Annotated in this window: 5 protein-coding genes (1 of these 5 only partly in view); 3 read left to right on the forward strand and 2 right to left on the reverse strand. The window is 63.4% G+C overall.

All coding sequences use genetic code 11. The annotated features are described in order from the left end of the window. Nucleotides 1–4: 4 nt before the first annotated feature. Entirely contained in the window at nucleotides 5–772 is a 768-nt protein-coding gene (locus PLAV_RS08850; protein ID WP_012110662.1) for an MOSC domain-containing protein, read from the reverse strand. A 206-nt stretch (nucleotides 773–978) separates the two neighbouring features. Here PLAV_RS08850 and clpB point away from each other — a divergent pair, with 206 nt between their 5' ends. From clpB to PLAV_RS08865, 3 genes are all read left to right on the forward strand, one after another. Further along, complete coding sequence (gene clpB / locus PLAV_RS08855) at nucleotides 979–3621, forward strand: ATP-dependent chaperone ClpB (RefSeq protein WP_012110663.1); 2643 nt, start codon at nucleotides 979–981, stop codon at nucleotides 3619–3621. Between the two features lie 176 nt (nucleotides 3622–3797). Further along, nucleotides 3798–4562 carry an SDR family oxidoreductase gene (locus tag PLAV_RS08860; protein ID WP_012110664.1) on the forward strand — a complete coding sequence of 255 codons (765 nt, stop codon included), beginning with the start codon at nucleotides 3798–3800 and terminating at the stop codon, nucleotides 4560–4562. A 143-nt stretch (nucleotides 4563–4705) separates the two neighbouring features. Continuing rightward, a complete protein-coding gene (locus tag PLAV_RS08865) occupies nucleotides 4706–4885 on the forward strand; it encodes a hypothetical protein (RefSeq protein ID WP_041535921.1) in 180 nt (59 codons plus the stop codon). A gap of 419 nt (nucleotides 4886–5304) precedes the next feature. Here the strand turns inward: PLAV_RS08865 and PLAV_RS08870 are convergent, their stop codons facing one another. Then, nucleotides 5305–6680 carry the 3' portion of a M23 family metallopeptidase gene (locus PLAV_RS08870; RefSeq protein WP_143710193.1) on the reverse strand. Its footprint extends 313 nt past the window's final position, so the window shows 1376 of its 1689 coding nt (coding positions 314–1689); its start codon lies beyond the right edge, outside the window; its stop codon occupies nucleotides 5305–5307.

Below are 6680 nucleotides of genomic sequence, written 5' to 3' on the forward strand. Positions count from 1 at the left end.
TACTCTATTCTTCGAACACGAGACGATCGCCGGGCTTCAATGTGCCCGGCGATTTTATTTCGGCATAAAGGCCGAGATCGGCATGGCCCCAATGTTTCATCAGGGCCGCCGGAATTTCCATGTCGCGCGCCGCCGTCGCCGGGTCGACATTGGTCGCCGCGCAGCGCACCGTCTTGTGAATGCCGGTAAAGCCCGCTTCGCCGAGGCGGAAGCGCCGTCCCACCCATTCATGGTCCTCCCAGGGCTCCAGCCCCTCGAGATAGATATTGGCGCGGAAGCGGAGCGGGTTCACATGCGCGCCGATCTTCTCCTCCAGCGCCCGCACGCTGGCCATGTTGATGATCGAGACGAGCTTCGCCGGTGCATCCGAATGCGAAAAGCCCGGCGCATGGACGACGCGGGGAAGCCCGCGCAATTCCTTTTCCATATAGCCGCGCATGAAGTCTTCCAGCGCCGTGCGTCCCTCCGGCGTCATCAGGTTGGCGCGCAACACCTCGCTCCCGTCCTTCGCCACCGTCAGCGTCGTGGTCGCATCGTCGAAATGCGTTTTCAGCGCCGCCAGCCGCTCATCGCGCATCAGCATCAGGAATTTGATCTTGGGAAAATGCTTCGGGTTTGCCGGATCGAAATCATGCTTGCCGTTTTCGATCGCGAAAGCGCGGTCCCAGGGGAAAGTCTCTCCCGCCTGAAGCGTTACCTCCGCCAGCGGCTCGGGCGATAAACCCTTGACCGGGTAGCGGTAGAGGCCGACGATTGTGGCGCTATCTCCCATGAGGGTCCCTCGCTCGCCGGTAATGAATCCGGCAGGTTTCTGCGGCAAACTGACCGGGAGCTTGCCCCTTGTGTGGCCGCCGGGCAACGCCAATATCTGATCGAGCTCAATGCCTCGAAGAGGGTTGTGCCGTCGGATAAGGCGCATGAGACGACGCGGGACGTGCATTCCCGGCCGTTTCGGAAGCGTGCTTGAAAGGGAAGATAATGGATCTGGAAAAATATACGGATCGCAGCCGCGGTTTCATTCAGTCCGCGCAAGGACTCGCGGTCCGCTCGGGACATCAGCGCTTCACACCCGAACATCTCCTGAAAGTCCTGCTGGACGACGAGGAAGGCCTGGCTGCGGGTCTCATCCGCGCCGCCGGCGGCCGTCCCGATCAGGCGTTGCAGGGTGTCGAGACGGCGCTCTCCAAAATGCCGAAGGTCGAGGGTTCAGGCGCAGGCCAGCTTTATCTCGCGCCTGAAATCGCCAAGGTCTTCGATCAGGCCGAAAGCCTCGCGAAAAAGGCGGGCGACTCATATGTCACCGCCGAGCGGCTGCTGCTTGCCATGCTGCTCACGCCGGGCACCGAATCGGAAAAAATCCTGAAGACGGCGGGCATCACCGCGCAGTCGCTCAATGCCGCCATTGAAAGCGTCCGCAAGGGCCGCACGGCCGACAGCGCCAGCGCCGAGGATGCCTATGACGCCTTGAAGAAATATGCGCGCGATCTCACCGCCGATGCGCGTTCGGGCAAGCTCGACCCGGTGATCGGCCGCGACGAGGAAATCCGCCGCACCATCCAGGTGCTGTCGCGGCGAACGAAAAACAATCCGGTGCTGATCGGTGAGCCGGGCGTCGGCAAAACCGCCATCACCGAAGGCCTCGCGCTCCGCATCGTCAATGGCGATGTGCCGGAAAGCCTCAAGAACAAGTCCTTGATGGCGCTCGATCTCGGTGCGCTGATCGCGGGCGCCAAATATCGCGGCGAATTCGAGGAGCGGCTGAAGGCCGTGCTCGCCGAAGTCTCCTCGGCCGATGGCGGCATCATTCTCTTCATCGACGAGATGCACCAGCTTGTCGGCGCCGGCAAGACGGATGGCGCCATGGATGCGTCGAACCTGCTGAAGCCTGCGCTCGCGCGCGGCGACCTTCATTGCGTCGGCGCCACCACGCTCGACGAATACCGCAAATATGTCGAGAAGGACGCGGCGCTGGCGCGGCGCTTCCAGCCGGTTTTCGTGAACGAGCCCACCGTCGAGGACACGATCTCGATCCTGCGCGGCCTCAAGGAGAAATACGAACTCCATCACGGCGTCCGCATTTCGGATGCCGCGCTCGTTGCCGCGGCCACGCTGTCCGACCGCTACATCTCCGACCGCTTCCTGCCGGACAAGGCGATCGACCTCATGGACGAGGCGTCGGCGCGGTTGCGCATGCAGGTCGATTCGAAGCCCGAAGAACTGGACGAAATCGACCGCCGCGTCATCCAGCTGAAAATCGAGCGCGAGGCTCTGAAGAAGGAAAAGGATCAGGCGTCGAGGGACCGGCTCGAAAAGATCGAGCTGGAACTTGCCGATCTCGAAAAGAAATCGGCCGATCTCGCCGCCGCATGGTCGGCCGAGAAGTCGAAGCTCGCTTCCGCCCAGAAGATCAAGGAAGAGCTCGACAACGCGCGCAATGAACTTGTCCAGGCGCAGCGCGCGGGCAAGCTCGAGCGCGCCTCCGAGCTTGCCTATGGCATCATTCCGGGCCTCGAGAAGAAACTCGGAGAAACGGAAAAGCGCGAGGAAGCCGGTGCAATGCTTGAGGAGGCCGTTACCGAGCAGCATATCGCTCAGGTCGTCTCCCGCTGGACGGGCATCCCCGTCGACAAGATGCTGGAAGGCGAGCGCGAAAAGCTCATCGGCATGGAAAAGGCGCTTGGCGCCCGCATCGTCGGACAGGCGGAAGCGGTCTCGGCCGTCTCCCGTGCGGTCCGCCGCGCGCGTGCCGGGCTGCAGGACCCGAACCGGCCTATCGGTTCCTTCCTCTTCCTCGGGCCCACCGGTGTCGGCAAGACCGAGCTCACCAAGGCGCTTGCCGAATTCCTGTTCGACGACGATCAGGCGATCGTCCGCCTCGACATGTCGGAATATATGGAGAAGCACTCGGTCGCCCGGCTCATCGGCGCACCGCCCGGCTATGTCGGCTATGAGGAGGGCGGTGCCCTCACGGAAGCCGTCCGCCGCCGGCCTTATCAGGTCGTGCTGTTCGACGAGATCGAGAAGGCGCACCCGGACGTCTTCAACGTGCTGTTGCAGGTGCTGGATGATGGCCGTCTGACGGACGGGCAGGGCCGCACGGTGGATTTCCGCAACGTGCTCATCATCATGACGTCGAACCTCGGTGCGGAATATCTCGCCGAGCAGAAGGCGGGCGAGGATGTGGAGGCCGTGCGCGAGCAGGTGATGGATGTGGTGCGTTCGCGCTTCCGGCCGGAGTTCCTCAACCGTCTGGACGAGATCCTGCTCTTCCACCGGCTCACCCGCGAGCAGATGGATACGATCGTCGATATTCAGATGGGCCGCCTCCGCAGTCTGCTGAAGGATCGCAAGATCGAGATCGAGCTCGACGACACGGCGCGTACCTGGCTTGCCGATCAGGGCTACGACCCGGTCTATGGCGCGCGCCCGCTGAAGCGCGTCATCCAGCGCAACCTGCAGGACCCGCTCGCCGAACTCCTGCTGCTCGGCAAGATCGCCGACGGCGAAACGGTGAAGGTCTCCGCCGGCGCCACGGGCCTCATCATCGACGGCCACGAAGTCGGCGGCGCCGGTTTCGGCGAAGACTATGACAACGACAAAGGCCTGCGCGTCGTGCATTGAGCAGCAGCGCCTCCCGAAAGACAAAAGGCCGCCGGAAAACCCAGCGGCCTTTTTGTTTTCCTTCGCCGGAAACGGACATGGCGTTCCGTGCGCCATGTCCGTTTCCGGCCAGACAGGCACATCCCGAAACGCGACTTTTCAGGCGACATCATCACTGACTCGCAAAGGAAAGACCTATGGGTTTGCTCGACGGGAAAATCGCCATTGTCACGGGCGCGAGCTCCGGTATCGGCCGCGCGGCGGCGCTGCTCTTCGCGCAGGAAGGGGCAAGCCTCGTCGTCACAGCGCGACGCAAGGCGGAGCTTGATGCGCTTGTTGCCGAAATAACAGCGCAAGGCGGCGAAGCGGTCGCTCTTGCGGGCGATATATGCGACGAAACGCTTGCTGTGCGCCTTGTCGCGCTTGCGACGGACCGTTTTGGAGGTCTCGACATTGCCTTCAACAATGCCGCCACCACGGGTAGCCTTCTTTCCACGGTCGAGATTCCTCTTGCGGACTGGCGGCTCACCCTCGACACCAATCTCACTGCCGCCTTCATGGGCGCGCAGGCGCAACTCCCCGCCATGCTCGCGCGCGGCGGCGGTTCGCTCATCTTCACCTCCACCATTGTCGGTCACGAGCTCGGCCTTCCCGGCATGGCGGCCTATGCGTCGAGCAAGGCAGGGCTCGTCGGTCTCGCACGTGTCATAGCCGCCGAATATGGTGCGAAGGGCATCCGCGCCAATGCGCTCCTCCCCGGTGGCACGGACACGCCGATGGGCCGCGATGCCGCGCCAACGCCGGAGGCGCTGTCCTTTGTCGTCGGGTTGCACGCTCTGAAGCGCATTGCCCAGCCAGAAGAAATTGCCCGTGCCGCCCTCTTCCTTGCCTCGGATGCCTCCAGCTTCGTGACCGGCAGCGCCCTCCTCGCCGATGGCGGTGTCTCGATCAACAGAGCGTAAGGCGCAGGGGAAGGCCGTTTCGTGTTCATCGCGCCGTCATGCGACGGTCACGTCATTTTAAGTTGTACCTCCGCGGGCTAGAGTCCGGAGGGCGGGACGCGGCGCCGGTTTTCGGCCGGCAGCGCCTGCGAGGGAGAGGAACGATGGGATTCTGGATGAAACTTGCCTTCACGGTCGCGGCGATCATTCTGGTCAGCGTTCTTGCCGGCTACCTCTGGTACACGCTTTTCAATGCGGAGATCCCGGCATTCCTGAGCGGGCTGCTCGGCGGCATGGCTGCCATCCCGGTCTGGGAGTTTCTGCGGAAGGTCAATGCGCCCTGACAGGGCGTCACGCGGGTCGTATTTCGAGCTGCCCGAGAGCCGGAACGGGCGAGCGGGGAGATCCTCTCTTTCCTGTCGGAAGAGAACGGTCCTGTGCTTTATCCCCGGGGAGGTCTTTCCCGGGGTGCTTATCCCCGGTTTTTCCGTGCCTGTCGCGACGTGCCACCCTTTATCCCCGCCGGGGACAAGTGCCCCGCGCGGGCGCGCGAGGAGCGGGGATAAGGCCGGTGCCATAAGGCCGGTGCCGGGGGCTCGTGGCGCTCGAAACGCTCTCATGACGGTTTGGTGACAGTCCGATGACAGTCGCCCGTCTTATCCCCGAAATAGCGGCATTTTGCTGGCTTCCCGAGGGCCCTGAAAACCAAAAGGGCCGGGCGCTTTCGCGGTCCCGGCCCTTTCAATAATCCGTAGGCGGAGTGTCAGTTGGCGGTGCGCGTATCGTCCTTCGCGCCCGCCGCGGCCACCTTCGTTGCAAGCGGCGCTTCGGCCATTTGCGTCGCGATGTCGGCGCGCAGGTTCTTGAAGGCGGCGAGCTGATTGCCCTCGAGCTTGCGGCCTGTCGGCACTTTCAGCGCGAGCGGGTTCATCTTCTTGCCGTTCACATGCACTTCGTAGTGAAGATGCGGGCCGGTCGAGCGGCCGGTTGTGCCGACATAACCGATCACCTGGCCCTGACGGACGCGCGTGCCCGCCCTGACGCCGCGCGCGAAGCCGTTGAGATGCGCGTAAGCGGTTTCATAGCCATTTGCGTGGCGGATGGAGATGTAGTTGCCGAAGCTGCCGAAGCGGTTCGCGCGTGTCACCGTGCCGTCGCCGGCGGCGTAGATCGGCGTACCGCGGGGCGCGGCGAAGTCTACGCCCGCATGCATCTTCGAGTAGCCGAGGATCGGATGCTTGCGCAATCCGTAGCCGGAGGAAAGACGCGCACCGTCGATCGGCGTCTTCATCAGGAACTTCTTCATGCTCTGGCCGGACTCGTCGAAATAGTCCCACTCGCCATCCTTGCCGGGATCGAAACGCCAGAGCTTGTGCGTCTTGCCGCCGACGGTGAGCGATGCGTGGAGGACGTCGCCCTCTTTCACGGGGAGCTGCATCTCGTCGAATTTGCGGCTGAAATAGACTTCGAACTTGTCGCCAGGCTGGATTTCGCGCTGGAAGTCGACGCTGTAGGAGTACATGCGGATCATTTCAATGATGATCTGCGGCGGGATGCCCGCCTGTTCCGCGTCGAGGAAGAGAGAATTGTTGATGGTGCCGGAAGCGCGCACGAAGCCTTCCGTGAATTCGCGAATGGTTTCGCGGCCGCCGAAGCTGCCGTCTTCGTTGCGCGTTACTTCGATCGCGCGTTCGATGTCGGGCTGCAGTGAAATGGCGGTCAGGTATTTCGCCGGCGTTTCGCCTTCCTCGCCGATCATGCCATCCGGCATTTCCATGAAGGCGAGAGAAATCTCCTGGCCGGCGCGGAGTTTGCGCGGGCTGTAGTAAGACGTCATGGCCGCGACCGCGTGATAGGCGTCGATGCGATCGACGCCGGCGTTCTGCAGCACTTCCATCAGCGTCTCGCCATTGGCGAGGGAGACGGTGGTTTCCGTTGCGCGCGGTTCGAGCGGCGCGGCGGGAAGCGATGCGGCTTCCGCGGCGAGGCTTTCTTCCGTCTGCGGCAGGAAGAGGCCGGGATCGGCGAGAGAGACGGCCGCGAGCTCCTGCTCGGCCGTTGCTGCCGCCGTTTCCGTTTCCGCCGCCGCCAGCAGATCATCCGTGGGCAGAAGGGCTGCGGTTTCCTGCAGCGCGCGGG

This window comes from Parvibaculum lavamentivorans DS-1 (assembly GCF_000017565.1).
Lineage (GTDB): Bacteria > Pseudomonadota > Alphaproteobacteria > Parvibaculales > Parvibaculaceae > Parvibaculum > Parvibaculum lavamentivorans.